The sequence below is a fragment of the Dickeya sp. ws52 genome, from assembly GCF_007210685.1.
GTDB lineage: Bacteria > Pseudomonadota > Gammaproteobacteria > Enterobacterales > Enterobacteriaceae > Dickeya > Dickeya chrysanthemi.
This window is the reverse complement of record NZ_SZVX01000065.1, coordinates 1-335: the sequence shown is the minus strand read 5'-3', so window position 1 is coordinate 335 and position 335 is coordinate 1. Positions and strand designations below refer to the sequence as shown.

The following is a 335-nucleotide window of genomic DNA, read 5'->3' as shown; positions in this document are numbered from 1 at the left end:
TTTTGGGTGCTTTGCTCTGGTGCACCCTGGCGGGATTTACCTGAGCGTTATGGTCAATGGAAAACCATTTACAACCGTTTCAATCGGTGGTCTAAAGCCGGAATAATGAACAGCATTTTCAATAAATTACTCCAGATTCTGGATGAAAAAGCGCTGATTGACTGGGATGTTATCGCGCTGGATGGCAGTAACGTTCGCGCCCTGAAAGCGGCCGCCGGTGCGAAAAAAAACATCCCGATGAATGTGAGGACCATGGGCTGGGTCGCTCTCGCGGCGGCTTTGGCACCAAAATCCATCTGGCGACAGATGGCACAGGATTACCGCTGAGTTTTTGC

Annotated in this window: 1 pseudogene; it reads left to right on the top strand. The window is 50.4% G+C overall.

Annotated features, from left to right (window positions below):
• Window positions 1-335, top strand: a pseudogene (locus FDP13_RS21535) (IS5 family transposase); the annotation flags it as partial.